The sequence below is a fragment of the Bathymodiolus heckerae thiotrophic gill symbiont genome, from assembly GCF_900128515.1.
Classification (GTDB): Bacteria; Pseudomonadota; Gammaproteobacteria; order PS1; family Pseudothioglobaceae; genus Thioglobus_A.
The window spans coordinates 4,681-6,342 of record NZ_FQTP01000081.1 but is presented as its reverse complement, the minus strand read 5'-3'; the positions used below and the strand labels follow the sequence as shown (position 1 = coordinate 6,342).

Sequence of the window (1,662 nt, the reverse complement as noted above, 5' to 3'; positions counted from 1 at the left end):
GGTTTTTTTGGTGGCTCGTTTGATCCCATACATCTTGGGCATTTAAACAATGCACAACAGCTAGTAAAAGAGCTGAATTTAACTGAATTATTTTTAATGCCTTGTCACACACCTGTTCACAAAAATTCACTAACTTTTTCAACTAAGCGGCGACTTGAAATGCTTGAAGTGGCTATTCAAAATTTTCCAAAACTAAATATTGATTCACGAGAGATTGATAGAGCAAGTAATTCTTACACTATTGACTCCTTAAAAGAGATCAAGCGAGAATATCCAAATCAAACTATTTGTTTGATTATGGGTATGGATAGTTTTAATAATTTATCCACCTGGAGGCAGTTTGAAGAGTTTAATCAATATTGCCATTTAATCGTATTAGCAAGGCCTGATGAACAGCAGCAACATATTGTTGAAAATTTTTCAACGGCGACAGATAAGTCAGAATTAGGCACTCAAGCCTCGGGGTTGGTTTATTTTGCCAATACGGATCAGTATGATATTTCATCTAGCAATATTAGAGGTATTCTATTTAATAATGCTACGGATGGTAAAATACGCGCTAAACAAAACTTAGTCGGCCTTTTGCCAGACGGTGTTATTAATTATTTGAGATAAAAATGAACCTAAACCTAGAACAGCAACTAAAGGTTGTTACAGACACTATTGATGAATTAAAAGGCGAGGATATCGTTACTCTAAAGGTATTAGAGCAAACTGCCGATATCGAAGCGATTGTGGTTGCAACGGGTCGCTCAATTCAGCATGTTCGAGGCATCGCTAATAATATTAAAATTGAAGCAAAACGTTTAGGCATGAAGGTTTCTGGCATTGAAGGCACCGAAACTGGCCATTGGGTTTTGGTTGATTTGGCCGAAGTTGTTGTACATATCATGACTGAAAAAACCAGGGAATTCTACAAACTGGAAAGACTTTGGACTGGTACCGATAACGACGAGTAATCAATGAAAATCAACCTGATTGTTATTGGCAAAAAAATGCCAGACTGGATACAAACAGGCATTCATCATTATCAAAAACAGCTCCCTACTCAACTAAACTTTAGCTTGATTACCCTAGAAGCACAAAAACGTAAAGGTAAAAATATTACGCAAATTAAAGAATTAGAAGGCAAGCTTATTATTAAAGCCACCAAAGATTCAAGTCTGGTTATCGCTTTTGATGAGTATGGCAAACAACACACCACCAAAATCATTGCTCAGCAATTAGGAAATTGGCAGCAAAATGGTGAAAACGTGTCTTTAATTATTGGCGGTGCAGATGGATTAAGTGAGGCTGTAAAATCTCACGCCGATCAACTTTGGGGGCTGTCAAACTTAACTTTACCACACTCAATGGCTAGATTATTAGCCGTTGAACAACTATACCGAGCTCACTCGTTATTAACCAATCACCCCTATCATCGGGAATAGCCAACTGAGGCAGGCAAGGCCTGCACCAAATAAGGAGAAAAATATGAAATTAGAACTGATTAGCTTTAAATTATGTCCATTTGCACAGCGTGCTGTTATTTTGCTAAACACTCAAAAAATTGACTTTGAAATAACTTACATCAACCCAATGGATCCGCCTGATTGGTTTAAAGAAATCTCGCCTACCGGCCAAGTACCTTTATTAAAAGTGGATGATCAAATTGTATTCGAG

General features: G+C 37.3%; 4 protein-coding genes. All 4 read left to right on the top strand.

Annotation, left to right across the window (positions count from 1 at the left end):
* Positions 1-615 (top strand): nicotinate (nicotinamide) nucleotide adenylyltransferase (nadD, locus tag BTHERMOSOX_RS08680; protein ID WP_138120685.1); only part of this gene is annotated, 615 nt, incomplete at its 5' end.
* 2 nt (positions 616-617) lie between these two features.
* Complete coding sequence (gene rsfS, locus BTHERMOSOX_RS08675; protein WP_138120684.1) at positions 618-959, top strand: ribosome silencing factor; 342 nt, start codon at positions 618-620, stop codon at positions 957-959.
* Between the two features lie 3 nt (positions 960-962).
* Positions 963-1,430 (top strand): 23S rRNA (pseudouridine(1915)-N(3))-methyltransferase RlmH, encoded by a 468-nt coding sequence (gene rlmH / locus BTHERMOSOX_RS08670; protein ID WP_138120683.1) that lies wholly within the window; start codon positions 963-965, stop codon positions 1,428-1,430.
* A gap of 43 nt (positions 1,431-1,473) precedes the next feature.
* On the top strand, positions 1,474-1,662 hold a 189-nt coding region (locus BTHERMOSOX_RS08665; protein ID WP_171004710.1), incomplete at its 3' end, for a glutathione S-transferase N-terminal domain-containing protein.

What these genes read in the sequence shown, in the direction of transcription:
- rlmH (WP_138120683.1), top strand. Translation starts at nt 963, where the DNA reads ATGAAAATCAACCTGATTGTTATTGGCAAAAAAATGCCAGACTGGATA.
- rsfS (WP_138120684.1), top strand. Translation starts at nt 618, where the DNA reads ATGAACCTAAACCTAGAACAGCAACTAAAGGTTGTTACAGACACTATT.